This window comes from Psychrobacter fozii, from assembly GCF_003217155.1.
Classification (GTDB): domain Bacteria; phylum Pseudomonadota; class Gammaproteobacteria; order Pseudomonadales; family Moraxellaceae; genus Psychrobacter; species Psychrobacter fozii.
Map to the genome: position 1 here is coordinate 238,295 of NZ_QJSU01000001.1, position 19,992 is coordinate 258,286.

Annotated in this window: 13 protein-coding genes and 3 tRNA genes; all 16 read right to left on the reverse strand. The window is 42.2% G+C overall.

The window, feature by feature from the left end; translation table 11 throughout:
* A complete protein-coding gene (locus DFP82_RS00945) occupies positions 1 to 3,975 on the reverse strand; it encodes a PilC/PilY family type IV pilus protein (RefSeq protein ID WP_110921856.1) in 3,975 nt (1,324 codons plus the stop codon).
* A 97-nt stretch (positions 3,976 to 4,072) separates the two neighbouring features.
* Complete coding sequence (locus DFP82_RS00950) at positions 4,073 to 4,900, reverse strand: pilus assembly protein PilX (protein ID WP_110921857.1); 828 nt, start codon at positions 4,898 to 4,900, stop codon at positions 4,073 to 4,075.
* Between the two features lie 32 nt (positions 4,901 to 4,932).
* Positions 4,933 to 5,829, reverse strand: a complete 897-nt coding sequence (locus tag DFP82_RS00955) for a PilW family protein (protein ID WP_110922209.1) — start codon at positions 5,827 to 5,829, stop codon at positions 4,933 to 4,935.
* A 44-nt stretch (positions 5,830 to 5,873) separates the two neighbouring features.
* Positions 5,874 to 6,524, reverse strand: a complete 651-nt coding sequence (gene pilV / locus DFP82_RS00960; RefSeq protein ID WP_110921858.1) for a type IV pilus modification protein PilV — start codon at positions 6,522 to 6,524, stop codon at positions 5,874 to 5,876.
* Positions 6,521 to 7,006, reverse strand: a complete 486-nt coding sequence (locus tag DFP82_RS00965; protein WP_245905573.1) for a pilus assembly FimT family protein — start codon at positions 7,004 to 7,006, stop codon at positions 6,521 to 6,523. The genes pilV and DFP82_RS00965 overlap by 4 nt, the downstream gene beginning before the upstream one ends.
* A gap of 361 nt (positions 7,007 to 7,367) precedes the next feature.
* On the reverse strand, positions 7,368 to 8,201 hold the full coding sequence (locus DFP82_RS00970; protein ID WP_245905575.1) for a ComF family protein: 834 nt from the start codon (positions 8,199 to 8,201) through the stop codon (positions 7,368 to 7,370).
* Between the two features lie 24 nt (positions 8,202 to 8,225).
* Positions 8,226 to 9,698: a phospholipase A gene (locus DFP82_RS00975; RefSeq protein ID WP_110921860.1), complete on the reverse strand. Its 1,473-nt coding sequence runs from the start codon at positions 9,696 to 9,698 to the stop codon at positions 8,226 to 8,228.
* 391 nt (positions 9,699 to 10,089) lie between these two features.
* Positions 10,090 to 12,237: a protein-disulfide reductase DsbD gene (gene dsbD, locus DFP82_RS00980; protein ID WP_110921861.1), complete on the reverse strand. Its 2,148-nt coding sequence runs from the start codon at positions 12,235 to 12,237 to the stop codon at positions 10,090 to 10,092.
* 62 nt (positions 12,238 to 12,299) lie between these two features.
* On the reverse strand, positions 12,300 to 12,854 hold the full coding sequence (locus DFP82_RS00985; protein ID WP_110921862.1) for a protein-disulfide reductase DsbD N-terminal domain-containing protein: 555 nt from the start codon (positions 12,852 to 12,854) through the stop codon (positions 12,300 to 12,302).
* Between the two features lie 617 nt (positions 12,855 to 13,471).
* Positions 13,472 to 14,572, reverse strand: coding sequence for a hypothetical protein (locus DFP82_RS00990; protein WP_110921863.1), 1,101 nt, complete (start codon positions 14,570 to 14,572; stop codon positions 13,472 to 13,474).
* Positions 14,573 to 14,862: 290 nt separating this feature from the next.
* A complete protein-coding gene (locus DFP82_RS00995; RefSeq protein ID WP_110921864.1) occupies positions 14,863 to 15,798 on the reverse strand; it encodes an AraC family transcriptional regulator in 936 nt (311 codons plus the stop codon).
* Positions 15,799 to 16,354: 556 nt separating this feature from the next.
* Positions 16,355 to 16,430 (reverse strand) — tRNA-His (locus DFP82_RS01000).
* A 39-nt stretch (positions 16,431 to 16,469) separates the two neighbouring features.
* Positions 16,470 to 16,546, reverse strand: a tRNA-Arg gene (locus tag DFP82_RS01005).
* Positions 16,547 to 16,642: 96 nt separating this feature from the next.
* Positions 16,643 to 16,719: transfer RNA gene (locus tag DFP82_RS01010), tRNA-Pro, on the reverse strand.
* A 234-nt stretch (positions 16,720 to 16,953) separates the two neighbouring features.
* Positions 16,954 to 18,450, reverse strand: coding sequence for an McrC family protein (locus tag DFP82_RS01015; RefSeq protein ID WP_245905576.1), 1,497 nt, complete (start codon positions 18,448 to 18,450; stop codon positions 16,954 to 16,956).
* Positions 18,451 to 18,465: 15 nt separating this feature from the next.
* Complete coding sequence (locus DFP82_RS01020) at positions 18,466 to 19,944, reverse strand: McrB family protein (protein WP_245905578.1); 1,479 nt, start codon at positions 19,942 to 19,944, stop codon at positions 18,466 to 18,468.
* Positions 19,945 to 19,992: the final 48 nt, after the last annotated feature.

Here is a 19,992-nt window from a genome sequence, read left to right on the forward strand (position 1 = left end):
TTACTGCGTTCGCTTGTACCATGTTTGTGGTTGCAAAGTATAACGCTCATTGAATAAGAATTCAGCAGCACTACCATCACCACCTGTGACCGTGGGACGGACAGTTTCACCTGGATATAAGTCCTTGATATTACTAGTATCCTTACTGCCATCGTTACCATAGTTCTCACGATTGGCTGCATCTATACGCTCAGTCAGTGTGGTCGTTCCGATGAGCACCTTGACATCTGTATTGGCATCGTTATAAGCGCCAAGCGTTAACTCTTGAATACCTTGACCAGCAGGAATATAACCGCCTGTACCAGATATAGAGGTATCGTCCATACAAATACCATAAGGTAAGCAATAAAGCTGACGCTCTGAACCACCTGTTATCTGTGCAGCACAGCTAGCCACTGAAGTATTATATTGCTTATCAGGATTATACACTGTGGTATATAACAAGTTATTGATAACAGCACTATCACCTACACCTTTATTATATCTGACATTATTATAGCCATCGAATCGGGTCAATGGATAATACCAACCTTGGCTAGTACCTCTAATCATATTTGCTTTAGCAGTCGTTTTTACCGCTGTCGTAGGCGCAGTACCAAGAGCAGTCGCCAATGCGGTCAAATCACTTTCAGTAATGTCTTCAACCGTCGGCGAAAAGCCATCACTTAGTACATCGGTATTTGTAATATCCGTATCGATAATGCCATAAACGCGGTTGGCAAAATCATTATCATTACGCAGGGTAGATAAAGGCGCACTACGGTTACCTGAGATAACATTGACCAATGCAAATAGTTGACCGTTGTTAGTAATATTCTCTCCAACGATACCTTCATTACGATAAAAACTCACAACTGGACGCTCATAAAAGCGATATGCATACTTTTTGTTTGCATTACTGCTAGGAGCCACATCAAGTATTCGCGTCACTCCTTTATTAGAAAAGTTATTTACTTGAGTAAAGCCATTGGCAGCAGGGCGCGCATTTTCAAAGTCTGCGCGGAATACTTGTCCACCTAAGTCTGCAGCATAGAGATGATCCATCAGTCCATCATTATCTCGATCCAATACTGTAATTTCACCAGTAATACTATGAATCATATCATCTGTTTTAGTATTTCTACCGACACCATTTTCATTAGTAGTCGACCACAATAATCTACCAGTTTCGGCATTAATCATATAAATAGCATTACCTTTAGCAGGTGCTGACGACGTTGGAACATAAGTGTCCTCTTCATAATTCATATCATAGCCACCACCAAAAACCAGAACGTCGATTGGGTCTTGGTTTTGTCTCCATCGAATTTTGGCTTCAGTTGGTTTACTCCAAATCTGACCTAAACGAGTGAATCTTCTCTTTGTACTATTAAGATCATTCCTGCCATCTGCAGTAATCGTAAATAAAATTTCAGGCGCAGACACATCCGTAATATCCATACCATAGAAGGCTTCTCCTCCCATACGCAGACCACCATAAGCGAACATGCCTTTACCTGCTGAAGTGTCAACAGTGACTCTAGGGTTCGTAATATCTAAATCATAAGTGTAATCTGTGGTCACTAACCATGGTGCATCAACACCAAAGTATGGCTGACCTATCTTATCTATCGTAGAACCATCGACTAAGGCTTTCGGCTGTACTTCCATCATATATTTAGGGATGATAGCGACTGCTTCTTCACCATTATCGGCATCGACTAAGTGTAAGGCACCATCCATAGACCCGAATAATGCATAGTCATCACGCGGATCAATAATACGGCCATTGGTATCCAAAGTCGCACCGTATGATATTGCTGTAGGCTTTGAATGAACGACACCGCCTAACACTTTGGTCTCTGTGGTCGGTATAGAAAGTATTAAACTTTCAACATCCGTCGTGTCGGTCGGCTGTCCATCATTGGTCAGCACGTTATTAAAGCCTAAGAAGGCTAACAGGCGACGCTTGTTAAGTTGGCTATAAGTGGTCGTGTCTTTTAGTTGATCAAATCCTTGCGGTCTACCACTTCCATTGACACTCAGCCTACGTAATACTGGCGTCGTGTCAGTCGTAGAGGTGTCATCCTCAACATACAGTGTACGTACACTACCTAACCCTGCATTTGGCGCTTGTAGTTGTGCATAGACACCACCAGCTGTAATATCGTTATTCGCATTACTACCATTTACTCTAAAGTTAGATGTTTGCCACACATCTTGAGTATCCTCATCAAGCTCACCTGCGACATCTTTGTATAGTGGCCTATCACTATTACCAAATAGCGTGCCCTGATCTAAATTATACTTTTTAAGGTTACCACGCCAAATACTTGCTCCTGATGCAATATCAGGGTCTAGCATCGGCAAATAAGCAAATGGCAATTGGTTTGCGGTGCGATACGGGTCATTAGGAATCGTAATCGTACCAGATGGAGCAGTATTGATTGTATTTACAAGGTCCGCTGCAAAATCAACAATACTCGCGGCAATATCTGCAGACTCTTCTGTATAATAAAAACCACCGTTACCAAAGGTTTTAGTTTCATCATCATCTTTTTTCTCACCGAGTTTACACAAATTACGAGTGTCATTGTTTGCACTACCACTATCACAATCCGTCACTTCTTTTGAGTTACCTTTAACTGTGATGGTACGCTTACCGGTGAGTCCAGCAAAAGCAGTACCAAAACCGACTGTAGCAGTCTTGATTTCTAAGTTGAGCGGATTATTGGCAGTATTGCGCAAAGAAGCTGCATACTCTGCCATACAACCCCAAGCACCACTGCTACTGCCACCAGTTAAAGCGGAGCAACTAGTCACAGATAGTGACGATGAAGAACCTAATAATGAAGTATTCATTACTGTTTTAGCTCTAGTGTTACTACTATTATTAGGTTCGCCGTCGGTCAATAGATAGATACCATTGCCACTACACTCATTAGGGTTTAGTGGGGAAAGATATTTATTGTTGTATACATCTTTAGAAGATGCTACTGAGTCAATGAAACCACTGTCTGAGTTATCACCTGCAAAGTAAGTACGGCCATTATCAGCGTGATCTATATTCGAAGCTGCGTTGTAACCTGATAGGATCCCTGATGTAGTACTACCTGAGCTAGTTGACCAATTACCCCAACTATTACAATCATAGACATATATATTAAGCTCTGGGTCAAATGTTAGGGTGTTTGAATTGCCATTCGTATTGCACCTGCGCCACTCATTTCTATTACTCCTGATTTCTCGTTCGGCCAACACTTTGACATCTGACAACGTAGTCGTCCCCATCATATAGGCACCAGCCTCTGCTAATGCATGGGCAGTTGGAGTACCACCTGTCGGTTGTAAATCTTCTGTCTTTTCAATAAGATCCATACGCTGCGCTGCTGTTAGAGCTCTAGTAGGAACTAACACCACGCCAGACTTACCATCTCCTTGATAACTATAGTTACCTAAACCTATTTCATAATCATCTGATACGGAACCAGTATCTTTTAAGGCGCCATTTGCATCGTAGACCTCATCAGCCAGTAGTTCGATGAGAGCTATTTTTAGACGGGTGAGTCTATCAAATCGCATCGTTCCATCAATTACACAACCCACAGGAGTAAAGGTAATTTCATCATAACTATCTGTGAGATCCTTAATCGTATTACCATTTTCATCTCTTAACAAGCCGTCGGCAGCCGAGGTATCAACCAAACGATTGTAGACAACTGCGCGAATTCTTTCTGAAGGTTGAGATTCGTAGCTAGTGTCACAAGATCCATAGTCAGAAGTGATGTAGCTCATACTACCCGAGGTATCCAACATCATAAAAATAGTCGCGGTACCTGGTGTGGCCGCTTTATATATCTCTAAATCCCCGACGGGTTTCCTACTAATGGTATCTGCTTGTGCCACGGTACCGCTAAACCCTAGCAATACCGCAATAGCTAATGCCTTAACACGCCATGGCTGTCGATTAGATGTCTTACTATTCAGGTGTGTCATGATTTATTCCTTATGATAATTGGGGCGATGCGCTAACCATACTGTTATAGCAGTGACGCTATCTAATGTTGCAAGCTTAGACGAAATATCCAAACTTTTAGCTCGATGGTAACGTACAAAGCAAACCACCACCTGTTCCAAATTCGACACACTTGGTACGCTGTGACTGGTTTTCTACATTGGCTTGTTCATAAATAACAGCACTAGGAACACCTGCAGCTGTCATACAACCACCAATGCTATCCTCACTGTCTGTGACTGTATCTAACCGACTGGTTTGTTCAAAGCAGTTTTTGCTTCCTATTCCGGTATCTGCATAAGCTGGCAATACGGCAGTATTATTGATATCAAAAGTATACGCTTGGCTAGACACTGAGCTACTATCCTGTCCGGTAGTATAGCCCTTGAAAACTTCAGCATCCGCGCTAGCAGGCGTTAACGATATATTAACTTGAGTCATACTGGCATTGCGACTACTTACATAATCTTCTGGCTCAGTAGGATCGCAGTATCCATTATTACTGCCCAATACACTGCCACCTGATGATAGGATCGACGTTCGATTGATATCAAAAAATCGGTCTCGCGGTCGAAAACAAAAAACGTACTCATCGTCAGAGCTATCGGGATTTAGAATAAAGTATCCAAAAGGCCCTGTTATCGATAACATATCGCCATATATTTCTTCATCACTACTACCATTGATACTTTGCTCGATATTTTGGTTTGCATTATCCGCTGACTGTAACAGTAAGGTATTAATCTGATCACTGGTTGCGAGCCGTAAGTCAGTCGTGCTTTGCTTAACTGCAATAACACCTGCCAATATAATCAAAACTAAAAACAGCAATACCACGATGAGCACAGCGCCGTGTTGTGAGGATGGAGATACTTTCGGATATTGATACTGCTTAATATTTGACATATTGCCTCTTCTCATGGTGACACGCTGTTATATTAAAGACCGGTCACTGATATAACGCGCGCGTTACGTAACAAGATAGTTGATTCATAGCTGCGGCGATAGAATGTGTCACGCGTCGCATCAGCTGTTAAATTTTGCTCTGTACCTAATACCGTAAAAGTAGTTTTGTCTTCTGTGTTGATCAATGGTGTACTACTACGAATAACGACCCCAAGCTTCACAGTTGTAATTGAGGGCTTATCAGTCAACTGAGTATATATATTGGCTGGTAGATACGTTAAGTTGTCTATATCCGTTTGCGCACCTAATAGCACTTGGAACTGATCAACACCTGGTGTGATGATGGTGCCATTGCCATCGAAACTTTCTCCAACTACAACCACACCAGCATCCGTCACCCGTCCGGCATCACAAGCCAGTGCCAAATCATTCGCCGCTGAGTCTGCACGGATAAAATAGCGTTCAACGACCCAGTCATCCGTACCAGATACCACCTCTGTCCCTTCGCAGTCAAACAGAGAGCTTTCAGTAATGTTTTTATATTGAATAGTCAACTGGTCACTGGCCACACCGTCCATATTTGACAAACCAACCCAACCTGCCGAGCCAGTGCTATTCGTAAAATTCACACTATTTGTAGTATTACTCGTACCTAAATTTGTCGTCGTTAGTACAATACCACCATGATTTGTCTCATCCGTAATTTCAATAATAGGATTACCTAAGTTGGCGATACGGACATGATCCTCAATACCTTGTAAAGCAAATATAGCACTATCTTGCACTTCGGAAGCGCTTTGCTGTACTGTCAGAGTGCGTGTGTTGATTAGATAGACTTGCATCACTGCAGCCGATATAAGCAGGCCTAATACCAAAGATATCATCAGTTCAATAAGCGTAAAGCCCTGCGATCTACTAAACATGCTCATCTTCAGCTCGTTTTTATTATGAATATCATTATAATTACAGCTCATTAGTAAGCCTCCGATATCAAGCATTGGCTACCAGTTTTATAAATCCCATTACTGTCTGCGCATGCTTTGGTATCACCGTCATCTAGTAACGCTTTAGTGTCATTCCACGCAGTAATTACACACATTTGCTGCTGGATTGCCTGAGCCGTAGTGCCAGGACACATAGTGACAGCAATATCTATATCCTCATCTGCTGCCATTTTTTTGATCATCAACGCGTCCCTAGCAGCCAGCTGATTAATACTACAAGGCTGTTTTGGTGCATTGTTTCCACCTGTTGTTACCATTTCTGTCGATAGGCAGTTATTACCGCTAGCTAGAATACTAATCACGTCACCACCAACGGTGACTGTCTCAGTTGCCGAACTACCGACGATAGCCTGAACGGTTGGCACTGCACCAGAGTCTGTAGGAGCGGCATCGTTAAAAGAAGTCGCGCCTCCTGTTACGTAAGCCTCAGGATAAGCACGCATGACTTCAGCCAAGTTACGAACGACTGTTAAGGACTTGGTCCGAACCAAACTCTCATCTGTGGCCGTAATTGCGCGCATTTGTAACGCACTGAAACCCAGCACCGCAATAGATAATAATAAAACGGCAACTAAGACCTCGACTAGACCCACACCACGCTGATAACTTAAGAATTTCATGGACAAGAGCCTCCTAGCTGACTGCTAATATTGGCAACCGCAGTAATGATCACCTGTCTGGGTGATGCATAATCATTGCTATCACAAATAGTATAAACCATCGCATCCGCTGTCTTGCTTGACTTAAATTCAATCTGGCTAGCAGTAGATTTGATGGTGCTATTAGCATCATATTGATAAGTAGCGATCGTTTCACTGTCGCTTTCAATAACAATTGTTCCCGCATTAGCGCCATTGTTATTATAAGAAAATGTTATGTCTTGGCGACGAATCACGCTTTCAACTTTTGCTTCTTTCAAAGCATTGAGTAGCGTCGCCGTAGTCGACTTAGCTCTTTGATTAGCCAACTGATTACTTATATTAGGCGCCGCGATACTAACAATAATGGCAAGCACAGCAATGGTTACCATCAGCTCAATTAGAGTAAATCCGGAGCTGCTCATTCGTAAACTGATTGGTAGACTATTTGTAGATGCGTTCACATCAAATCCCTATTTATAACGGCCATTGTCTGTCTGATAGCGATGCTAAACTCAGCTGAAAGCATTAATCATAGACTCATATTTTTATAGTGTTTTCGCTAAACTTTTTATGACTATAGAACATAAAACCTGCAATTTTTATTCCATAATTTTTAGTTGCTATCTAATAACGAAGTAATAGCGGATGCGTCAATAGCACAAGCTATCTAGAACTTGTCATTTTTGTCGTATTATTCAATTCAGCGGTGAGAGAAATGTTTCGTTGATAGCAAACAAATTAATATATACAGTTTTCACAATATAGCGCCAAGGTAACAAATTAGCAACATATTAGTATATTTTGAGTGGATGAAAACTGCTATTAAGGCTGACTTCCATGTGCTAAAGCATAGCCAGACAGCAGGTAGTTGCTATGACTTTGGTTATCTAACGTGGTTGCTTTTGGTACAGACAGTACACGTCCTAATGCCTGTAAGCTGGCGCCTGTGGTCGCAACATCGTCGAATAGTAATAAGCGTTTGACGGGTGGATTTTCTATCAATACAAAGGCATTGTCTAAATTACTTAAGCGCTCAGCACGCGTTAGTCCTTGCTGACTGATCGTATCATCAACTCTCATCACACCGTGCCACAATGGTATCCGCCAATGCTTGGACAGTTGTGCCGATAAGATACTCACTGGATCGAATCCACGTTTTACCAGTCGTTGATTGGTCGTTGGCATTGCAACAATCACGCTATTATCATGATGACAACCACGCGCTCGTGGTAACTGACGTATGGCATGCAGCAGTATTGGCAGTTTGGTTATATCTTCGTGATGTTTAAAGGCTCTAACGGCTTGACGAATCGGATAGTCATAATAGGTGGCAGCCTGAATAGACAATGAAGTACCAGCAGAAATATCAACTTCGAAAGGCTTGGGTAACCACGCTATACTATGATGACAGTGAGCACACAGTAGCCCTCTATTTAAGAGGTGATAAGTCTGTTGGATCAACTTGGCAGAGGGGGATTTATCATTTGATGCTCTAAATACTGTATTGGTATTTAGAGCATCATTACTATGTAGCGTTGATTGGCTTTGTAATAGCTGAGACTGTGGTGAGCTACGATAAACACGGCATAACTGGCAGCGTATATCTAGATACTCTGCCAGCCATAATCCAGTTTGGTACGGTGCTAATCGCCGCATAAATTACTGTAAGTAGACAAGCTATTAAAAACCGCGCCAATCATTCAGCACAATACCGAAACCGATAGAGGTGTTTTCATGATTGTAGTCGATGATAGACTCACCATAACCTTGGAAAAGCTGCACATAACCATTGATGTTTTCTGACAATGGATAAATATAATCTAGTTGCGCCGCGCCTTTATTGGTGCCTGGATTATAGCGAAGGGTTCCGCTCAAGCTTTGTTGATCAGGCAAATCATATAAGAACTTGATATCGCCATAGCCCATATAGTCTTCAATATCTGGGTTATCATCTGTACTACTACTCTCGTTATTTACTCGAGCCCACAAGCGCGGTACGATCGATAGCTTGCCCCACTCTGCACCTGCCATCAGATAAGCACGGTTCCATGAACGCGATAAAGGATCGTCTTGTCCATTAGAATGGTGAATGGCACCAGCACCCAACATACGCAGACGCCCGCCAAAAGGCAGGTTGGCGGCGACAGGTTGGGTCAGGAATATTTCGGGCTGATAATCAGTCGCACGGAATGGACGTGAGTTATCTTCGTTATAGACCTGCCAATGCGACTCTTGTGTATAACCAAACCACAAGTCAGCATTACTATCGAATAAATCTTCTGCAACTTTAGATTTCAAAGAAATCTGGAATTTTAACTCAGACTCCCTGACATCATTAGAAGTGAAGGACTCTGTTTCCCGCGTTGGTGTGCTTGGGTTTAAGTTAGGATCAAAAGTATAGAATAGTGGTAATAGGTAAGTTGGTCGATACGGTCTTACGGTCCAAGTCCCGCGCTCACTGTTTTTATCCAAATCATAAGATAAACTCAGTGGTGTATATTTTTCGATATCAGTCTGAGTGACACCTATATTTGATAAAATCTGTGCCTCCGTATTAGTGTCATCTTCCGTTTCTACACTGTCGTTTTTCTCCAAGTTGCTTTTTGCGAGTCGTTGATTGCTCACTAAAATAGTATCTGCATCTTCAACCGTCGTACCACTCATAGCCGTTTCAGCCTCAGCAAATACTACTTGTGGATTGCCTGAAATTGTACTTTGAAAGGTTTTTGCCAAATCTACAGGCTGTTTGGTCGTGGTGTAGCTCGGTGTCTTACCTTGCTCAGCAACCTTATCAAAACAGGCCAAACGTGCCGCACTGGTATGTACTTGGGTACAATCAAAAAATAGCTTAGCTTGCTCAGCAATAAACTCTTTGCTCACTACCTTGCGATTTTGTTCAGCCGTATCTGATTTTGTTGACTGCTCATTCATACCTTGTGGTATTTCAGAATCTTCATATTCAAATGCTGTCTCTGGTATTGGCAACTCATTATAAGTTTGCGTATTGTCGGCAGCATGCACTTGCACTGTAAAGCAAGTTAACGCTATTCCGATAGCAATGTTCAGATGATGTTTCTCTGTTTGAAGTAAGATATTTTTTCTCGCTTTGGTAAGAGTCATAGATGGGCGCTGTGCAGTGATATGGGGAAACATAAGTATCCTTTGTCTCACTGGCATCATCGCCAGCAAGTATATGAAGTAATGAATATGACCATTAGCGTCATCGCTAAAATAGAACAAGACCAATGATATTCAGATATAAAAGTCCAAAACTGTCATTGGAAATGCGTCTTTAGCATTGTTGCTTTATTGTAATGAAAATATGGATATTATACTAGCGTTATCGCCTCATAATACAAATGTAGATATGAATAAAAGATGTTAAACCAAGTGCTTAGTCTCATTATGATAGACAACTCTTAAGCACATTAAAAAAGCCAATATACTATCATCGTAGTATATTGGCTCTTTCGGATTATTAAGCCTCAGCAAAAGACTTACTCATATTGTTAAGTATGAGTCATTAAGCATGAACTATTAATGATCAGTTATTAAGCATCGTCAATGTCTGCTCAAATTCTGAACGACCAATTTCACCCACTTGTTGATTGACCAGTTGACCATCCTGATAATACAGTAAAGCAGGTGGGCCAAATAACTTATAGCGTGCCAAGATAGCTTTAGAGTCAGCCGTAGTCTCAGTGATATCAAGTTTGACCAATTGCCAGTCTTGCATCTGTACGGGACGATTATGGAACAAGTTCTTGTCCATAATGCGGCATTCTATGCACCACTCAGCAGTGACATCTACAATAATTTTTGGATTGGCAGCGATAATGACATCTAACTCAGCCAATGTAGTGACCGTCTGATCTGTTGCACTATTAGCAGCTGGCTGACTCGTCGTTGACTGTATCATCGGTGCTGTACTCAATGAGGCAAGCGGATGCAGGCTATCATCATTACCTAACGCTGCACCTACCATCAAACAAGCTGCCCAAATACCTGCAAGCAAACCGAATGCCTGCGTAAGCATGCGACCTTTACCCAACCAGCTCCACGCCCATGTTGCTACTACCATGAACCATAATGCCCACACTATCAGCATTACTGGCGATATAAAGACTCGTTCGATTAATAATAATGCCACGGCAAAGAGTAGTAAGGCAAAACCTTGCTTGACCCAATTCATCCACTCGCCAGCTTTTGGCATGATTTTACCTTGGGTTGCACCGATTAAAATAAGCGGAGCAGACAAACCAAACCCAAGCATAAATAAAGCAGCGAAACCGAGCAGCGGACTACCAATGGTAGACACCGCAAGCAGCGCACCAAATAACGGTGCAGAAACACAGGGCGATACCACTAAGGCGGACAAGAAACCAGCGACCAAACTACCACCTGTACTACCAAGCTTACTATCACCTGCTTGGCTCAACCCTTGCATTTTGCTACTGATGGCTCGTGGCAATCGGATACTAAACACCCCTAGCATATAGAGTGCCAGTAGAACGAAGACAATCGCAAAACTGATTAAAATAATGGGATTTTGTAGCCAACCAATAATACCCAATGACTCACCGAACACCGCAATGATAGCGCCCAAAATACCATACGCGGTCGCTACACCGATGGCATAACTGGTGGTTAAGATAACGCCACGTTTAACCGTTGGGTTCTCTTCACGAGCAACAATATTGGCGACGATAGGCAGCATGGGTAATACACATGGTGTCAAAGCCAAACCAAGACCTGCTAAAAACAGTAAAATCAGTGCCAAGCCAGGATGCGTTCCTAAGCCAAAAGGATCGCTATCGACGACACTATTGGTAGCCGCTACCGTATCACTTTGCGCAGCGTTAGCCGTGGTCTCTCCATCTGCTCCGGAAATCGTATTAGTCGCTGTCAGCTCACCATCTAGCGAGCCTTCATCTAGTAAAGCATAATCAATAACCTCATCATCTGCCTGTGCTTGCCCTGCTTCAGCATTGTCTGTATCAATATCATTTTCAGGCACCTGTGAACCAGCTGCTAGACTAGCGTTAGCTGCTACGTCAGCATCAGAAGTATTGGTGCTGTTTTCTACAGACTGCTGCGTTGTAGCAGCGATATTGATAGTCGTATTGATTTTTTCAGGTGGATAGCATAGTCCCGCTTTGGCACAACCTTGCCATCCAATCACAACCGCGGCATTGTCTACACTTTTTCCACTCTTATTCGTCAGAGTCGTGGTTGCGACCATATTGATCTGATCAAATACAGGTACTTTTCCAAAGGTAGGATCATCAATCAGCACGGGCTTCTGACTAAAGGTGAACGGTGCTGCTGTCACCCCATCAGGCAGCGTTAGCTTGATTTTATCTTTATAAACATAATGCTCAGGCGTGATATCAAAATTAATGGCTAAGCGTGTACCACTACCTGTAGCACTAGTGTCAGTAATGACCTGAAATGCTTGATCGACTGGTAGGAATTTTTGCTTTGCGTCACTCTTACTATTGCCAAACAAGTCACCCAATCCGGCCGCTTGCGTGGCCATAGACGTCGCTGTTAGTCCAGTGGCTACTAGGCCAGTAGGTAACAATCCTGCAAATAACGAGCTACTGCTTATCGCAAATGCCAGTAGATAAGACTCTTTAGCAGGACGGCTTAGCGTTAGCGATGAGGGTTTTTCTTTTGCCTTAATCGACATGAATGGCTACCTATTTATTACCAATATTCTATTTATGACCAAGATATAGAGCGACTTATTAGCTATCTAACAGCAATATCGACCGTTGTTTTTACCTTTTCTGGTGGATAGCACAAACCTGCAGTGGCACAGCCTTGCCAGCCAATCACAACTGGCACATTCTTAGCACCTTTACCATTCTTCGTGGTCAGCATCGTAGTGGCCACCATATTTCTTTGCGTAAATACAGGCACCTTACCAAAGGTCGGATCATCAATTGAGACAGGGGATTGACTAAAAGTAAACGGTGTAGCGCTCACACCTTTAGGAAAATTTAAGGTTAGTTTATTCTTATAGACATAATGACCTGGTGTGATATCAAAATTAATCGATAAGCGCGTGCCTTTAGATGTCGCCTTAGTACTACTCACCACTTGAAAGGCTTCATCAACAGGCAAAAACTTTGATTTGGTATTACTGTTACTGAACAGCTCACCCAAACCAGCTGCCTGCGCACTCATGGATGTCATTGACAATCCAGCCATTAACGAAGCACTCATCACAGTAAATGCAAGCACGTAATATTTGTTAGCCGCACGCTTTTCTATTGCGGCTGATGTTGACGTTTGGATTGACATGAATAACTACCTTTAATTGCTACTTTTAAGGACTGGTGGGGAAAACCTAAACTGGCTTTCTTGTATCCAAATTATCTAAAAATGACTATCTCATACAAAGTTTTATAACGTAAAGACTCTATATAACGGCTTTTATTTTATCTCTTGATAAAAAACATCAACCAATAATTGCCTTATTGATTGATTTTGAGCGATGACTCATTTAAATAGTCAAGCATCCCACCTATACACGGTTATTTTAGTAGACCTCTGTACTGATACTCTTAATAATAATGAATAGCATAATGGCTAATTTTTATAAGAATCGCTTCTGGATAATACTGACTTCTCAAATAAGGCTCACTATAGCTTGATGACTGGTTTTACCATAGTAAAAATGTGACTCAGTCAATAATATACAACAGTAAGCAAATATTAAGAAAGCTAAGGTAAGGTTTAGAAAGTAGCTATATTGGACATTCGATAATGGAAGGAATAAGTCAAGTAATCAGTGATAACGCTCGCTCCAACCGTTCGAATCTTTGGCGATATTAGGAAAAATAGAGCGCTAAAGAGCAATACAAATACAGCCATACTCAATAATAATATCTAACAATCCATTTGAGAGAATTAAAAATTTAAAGAAGTGGCGTAGAGTCGCCACTATCTGGCATCAAGCCTTGCAATAGCAAAACATCTAAATGCTGCTGTTGCAGTTTTTTGTCGAAATCATTTACTTCTGCAATCAGCATTCTTTCGATGCGCTTATCACTGGCAAACACACTCAATCGCGCACAGATAACCGCCAGTTGATAGATACGTTTTTTACAATAGCCATCTAACCCTTGCAGTAGCCTGACCATATGCGGGGTCTCGAGACTGGCATAGTCATAATCTGCAACGACCGGCTGACTAAGGGCCGTAACACCGTAGCTGATAGACAAATGAGCACAGAAATAACAGCTAAATAAGTAACCAACGACATGCCCAATATAATAGCCGCGGTCATAGGTAAAGCTACTCACACCAAAGTGGCCAAGCACATAGCTATTGAGACTGCCTTGATCACGAATAGGTTTACCATATTTTAGCTTACCCACAGTTGCAAAACACAACGGGTTGCGACCATCTTGGGTAGTCAACTGCCATCCTGCTGGCTGTTGGGCTGGCATGTGACGGATAATATCGGCGATGATGTCGTCAACCACATGTAACTGCTGCCAAAGGCGCTCTAGCCCATCCGTATCCATCAAACCGCGCTTATCGAGCTGTTGAGCGAGTAGATACTGCTGATGCTCTGCAAACTGTAATTTAAGCGTTTGTACCAGATAAGTGGGACGTGTACTGGCAGAAGCCATATATAGCAGCCGAGTACGCTCGTGCTGAGCCTGATAAAGCGCCACTCGCTGTTCAGCAATATTATTCTGGTTATCAGCAGGTTTTTGCGTGGTCGAATGACTATGAGAAAGCCCAGTAGATGAAATTTTAGACGTTACTTCAATCTCTACACCTTCAGCCACCATTTCTTCTGAATTTGGTAACGTAAACAGCGCTAGCAATGTTGCCTTATCAAGTGGCTCGGCTATATTGTCTTGTTCCGTACTTTCTACAAGACATGGATTATCCTCAACCTTGTCCGTAGCGTTACTTGTACTTATATTGCTTTGTTTTTTGGCAGACGCAGCAGAGCCTTTTTGGCTATCGGCTTGTGCGCTTGGCTTTGCGGTCGGTTCAGTCATAACATACCATCAGCAGCAAAAATAAACATCATCTAGACTAGATGGTATTTCTACCATACAGTGCAATATATTATTCTAAAAATAAGCACGCACGCCTAGACAACTCATTATTCCATAGTACCTTAACACGAGCACATTGTCAGCCATACATCATCAAAATACCAGGCGTAGCAGTCAGATAAAAAGTCTCTATCGACATCTCATTCACCATGGTTAAAAATAAAAAAAAGCGCTAAAGGCTCAGTGGTGCCCTTAACGCTTTCAATGTAAATAAGTGCAATGACCGCAAGCTAAGCCATTATTCTTTTTTGATATTGCTGACGATACACTTTAGGGGACACCCCATAAACGCGCTTGAATGCCTGGCTAAAGGTCGAGTCTGACGCATAGCCAACCAGCGAACTGATACGGCTGATGCTGTTTTGCTGTAAGCGCAAATAGCGTGCCGCCAAGCGCAGGCGATAATCGATCAGATAGGTCAACGGCGGCATCCCAACTGTATCTTTAAAACGTTGTGCAAAGCTTGAGCGTGACATACCCGCTACCTCGGCGAGATTATGAATCGTCCAACTTTGGCTTGGGTCTTCATGCATCGCGGCCAATGCTTTGGTCAGAAATGGATCTTTCATCGCTTTGAGCCAATTTTCTGTGGCCTCAGGCAGGCTTTCGATATACACACGTAAGCACTCAATCATCATAATACTTGCCCAATGATTGATGACCGCAGTCTTGCCCATGCGTTCACGTTCAGCTTCTAGTGTTAAGAGCTTAATCTCGACATCGATGACTTCGAACCTACCATCAGAGGCATCATTTATTTCAGGCAAAATGGGAGGCAGTACAGATAATAAGGGACGGATCATTTCTTTATCGTATTTGCACTCAATCAATATCAAAGATGAATTGGGATCACCGTTACCATTGATTTCAAGCGTATTACTTTTACAATTAGGTAGTAAATCATCCAACGATTCTGCAGCATCGCCATGATGGTTCAACGCGTAGCTGACATGCCTATGCGCATTAGGAATCATAATCATATCACCAGCATGTGCCTGCCGCAGACCATTACCGACATCAATGCAAAAACTACCAGACATAACCAAGTAAAACAAAATTGTATCTTGCCGAGTGATGGAATAAGACCAGTTGCCAGTACCATTCAGGCGATAATATTTGGTTTCGAACAAATGCACATTTTGTAGCAGTACACTCAACGCATCCATCAGTTGCCCCTTCGATAATATAAGATCAGTCGCAGCCTATAGCCAAATAATTATGAATCGCCACGGTAGTAGTGTCGCTTGATATACGATATGTACGTAGTGTTCTAGACTAATATAGATTTAACCATACTATAAGCAAGCAAAATCTATATACGGCAGCACTATTTTGATTTGATATAGTCGGTTCAGTATAATTTGGATACAAAGAAGGCAAATGAAAGTACTACAAGTAGTAGACTAAGCGAACCTGATACCGTATCCAATTTATAGAGCATGCACTATAGCTGATGTTCTATTGAATCAATCATCTATACCAACCGTCTTTAAAACATTATCATGATGCACAACTTAAAAGCTTATCTTTATTGGCTCATATAATAGCCATTAAGGAATAATGAAGAAGGCACAGTGACAGGTCGCTTATACAGAAGACTTGTCATCAAAACAAATCGTATAGACGCAAAAAATCGCCAAAAATGGCAGAGTATGATTATTTATAAAGGGGTTTTAATGAGGTGAAGCTAGAGATACTAAAGAAAGGTAATGCAGAAAAAATTGGGGCGACTGATGGGACTCGAACCCACGACAACCGAGATCACAACCCGGGGCTCTACCAACTGAGCTACAACCGCCATAACTATTGCCTGATAAGACAAAATTTGCAGGCTAAATGGTGCGCCTGGCAGGATTCGAACCTGCGGCCACCTCCTTAGAAGGGAGATGCTCTATCCAGCTGAGCTACAGGCGCTCTTAGAGGACTTTTATACATTAAAGCCAGTTCTAAATATACCAGAAACTAAACCATTATACATAAAAAAAAGCCTGTAAGGCTCTTAAAAATAGATGGTCGGAGTGATAGGATTCGAACCTACGACCCTCTGGTCCCAAACCAGATGCGCTACCAAACTGCGCCACACTCCGAAAATTTCTATTATTACGATAGTTTGTTGCTTAACTTGTTATCAGAAATACTGCTAACTCGTTAATGTTCCTCGCTATCGAGGTGCACATATTAAGCGGAAACGGTGGTAGTGTCAACACTTATTTTTGATTAATTTAAAAAATTTCTAAATTATTTCAAAAACACCTACTTTTCATCAAAACAGCTTAAACAAAAAGTCTTTCCTACGACGGCGCTAACCATCGATAGCGCCATTATACTCGATTCAAGGCCGAACACAAGCGCTCGTTTATCGTTCCAGTAAAGACATTAAATGGTATGAGCCATAATTGAGCAGAATTCATATTATTATCAATATCTTGACCATTCAGAGACCGTTGACTAAGTGCTATCGGTTGTCTTTCATTACCTTGTACAGGATAGACCAACCAGACCTGATCTGCTTGGTAAGCCTGCGCATAGCTAGTCAATTGATAGGCGTCACTGGCACTAATGCTCGCTGCATGAAATAAATACTTCCATTTAATATCGATGACATGACTATAGCTACCTGACGCGCTAATGTGAGAAGCTGCTGCTGTATTATCCTGACCTTGGTGGGTATGGGTATCCGCATCTATCGCTGTCTTATATATGAGTAAATCAGGTCGTATAGATAAGCAGGCCTGCCCTTCTGTATCACTTAGCCAGACACTTTGTGCTTGATATAACGGTCTATAGTTCGGACTTATTTGATTAAACATCGCGGCAATACGCTGACTGACCCATTGCTCAAAGGCTTGATTCATGTCAATCAATAGGCACAATCGTGGTGATGCTTGTTTATGTTTGGATGCTTTATTGGGATCAATCATGTGACCCGTTTCGGTATTTGACTGTTGCAATAACCAATAAGCCAAGTCCACCAACTGTTGCATCGTCTGTAATTTTTGCACGTGAAGTGGCAGCACTGCTAGCTGTTGCTTTGCCTGATGATATATCGAGTCGAGCTGTTGCATCTCATGTTGACTGAGCACAGGTATTGGTTGCCACGCTTGCAAAGATTTAGGTGCCGTTGATTGGCTTAATAGTGGGCTTAATAACATCAAAGCACTCTTAATCAGTCGATTACCCTGCATGTCTTGGCTCAGCACACTGCTCTCACAGACAAACTTATGCGGCTGCATGCTGTTATGGCGCAGCTGCTCTTTGATGAGTAGTCGACCTTGTAGCGATGCTTGGTTGTGGGTTTGCGATTGATAATGCTTGGTCGGTTGATGCTGTGCCAATCGCTGCAAAAACTGTGTGACCAGCCAATCTGATAAAGGCAATGCGGCTATCGGTAATGACGTAAGCTGAGTACTGATCTGGCCTAAATTTTTTGTATGAGGCAGTTTATTGTGGGTTCGATCGCTATTACCAATCAAATCAGACATCATGCCTTGCACCCATTGACGGGTTTGTGCGAGATTGCTGTCTTGAATAGATTGATTAAGCTTTGGCAATATCTCTAGTACCATACCACTAGGCAGGAGAATGATACCGATATAGTGTCCAACTTTCAGCTGCCACTGCCCTTGCTGACGTTTGATGCTGAACACAGAGAATTCTTGTGCCATTAGCCAATGAAAATCAGCTATCTGTAAGAAATTATCAGCTGTTAGGCGTTGATGCTCAAATACAGTGATAACGTTCGTATCAGGCGCGCCCATACCACTACGATCGATACTATTGCTTGTGAGGACCTGATTATTCCCATCGCTATTTATCAATTTCCAATAACCCAATTAATATAAACGCTGGTAGACAGCAGGTTTTATAAACTCACCTATCTTGGCAATAAGGTCGCTATTGATTCTATAGCTACCTGTATTGACTGACTGATCGAGAAATAAGTGATGCCCTGAAAACATCTGATTTTGTGCAGCTAGATTATTCTGATTGGCGACCTGAGCATTTGACTCGTTTGTCATCAGTGCTTGGCCATCTTGAATAAACTGGGCACTCATTGGCTGCTGCTCATCTTTAAAAATATACTGCAGCATAGTAATTTGTCCGCCAGTCGCTTGCGCCAATTGCGGAATAATTTGTTCGATTAATACGTCTTGTAGCTGTTCAAGAGTCGTTACTGAAAATAAGAATGCATGACCCAATTGCGCATCCACCCCCAACGTCTGAATAATGCGCTGATTTAAACCTATTAATAGTCTGGCCAAGTCTATGGTATAGGCTTCATCATTTTCTGCTGTACTATGCGTTTCTGAGCCTTTACTAAAACTGATAATTGGTAGTAGTTCCGGCTGTGGTGGACAGTCAATAAACCGAAAACGTCGGCGTAGTGCCATGTCTAGCGGTGCTAAAGAGTGATCTTGGGTGTTCATAGTCGCATAAATATCGATATTGTCAGGAACACTAAAGGTACGTCCAGAATAAGCCAGATTCACTGTCATGGCATTTGCCATACCCGTACGTTTATCGGGTTCGATCAGACTGAGTAGTTCGCCAAATACGCGTGACACGTTAGCGCGGTTGATTTCATCAATCAGCATGGCATAGCGCTGTTTGGGATTGTTTGCCGCGCGCTGACATAATTTTAAAAATGCCCCATCTTGAATCGCATAACTCATTTGAGACAGACTGTTATTAGCATTGTTTGACTGACCAGAAGCCACCATCACAGGACGAATGCCTTCGACGAGCTCTTCATAACCATAAGCCTGATGGAAGCTCACCATACTAAAACGCTGCTGACTGAAAGCTTGGTTTTGGCTAGTGTCATTGTCTCGCTTTGCCTGCTGAAACTCTTCTAGTTGCTGCGACAAACCCGTTAACAACTCCCTACTCTCTGGTAATAAATACCATGCGCCACTATTGTCTTTATCAAAGTAAGCTTGGCCAGCACGATTTTTATAACTTACGGTGTCTGAGCTAGTAGGAGTATGCATTTGCAGCACAGACCAAGCCGTATTACTTAAGTGTTTCTCTCGCTCATTCTGCGATGCCTTTGCAACAAAAAACTCATGATTGACAATTTCAGGCACCTTGACCAAGTCTTGATTTTTGGATTGCAAATCTAAAAATACTAGACAGACAACATCTCGCCAGCTGAGCGCTTGCAACAGCTGTACTAACAAGTCCTTAGGATTGGCTCTAGGTAAGTAGTCGGTATATTGCTTAGCAATTTGTAGCAATCGATAAGTCTTACCCGTACCAGCCACACCTGTATAAATAATATTGGTCGGCTTATGAGTTGATGTGTCGGGCATAGCGTCATCCAGCAGATAAGAGGTACATGAGAAAAATAAATAAAGTAT